Origin of the sequence: Legionella nautarum, assembly GCF_001467895.1 — a bacterium.
Classification (GTDB): Bacteria; Pseudomonadota; Gammaproteobacteria; order Legionellales; family Legionellaceae; genus Tatlockia; species Tatlockia nautarum.
Genome location: NZ_LNYO01000014.1, coordinates 1 through 232, shown reverse-complemented (window position 1 = coordinate 232; position 232 = coordinate 1). Strand labels below are relative to the sequence as shown.

Here is a 232-nt window from a genome sequence, read left to right as displayed (position 1 = left end):
TTTCTCTCATTCTTTCCTAAAGATCTCCCTTCTCCTATACCTGAGAATTTTAAGTGGAAAAATGAATTTATTAACCTCTACCTCGAACAGTATGGATTTTTACCCCCTGAAACGCGAAAGCTCATTTTTTTAATTGCAACCAATGATCTGGCTACCATTCGGACCTTAACTATCAGTATTGAGGACTTAAAAGCAAATAGTCTCGTCTTGATTAAAACCGCAACGCGATTGA

The 232-nt window shown here is 37.1% G+C and carries 1 protein-coding gene; it reads left to right on the top strand.

Translation table 11 applies throughout. The annotated features are described in order from the left end of the window. The coding region (locus Lnau_RS16770; RefSeq protein WP_238585956.1) for a hypothetical protein at window positions 1-232 on the top strand (232 nt) is incomplete at both ends.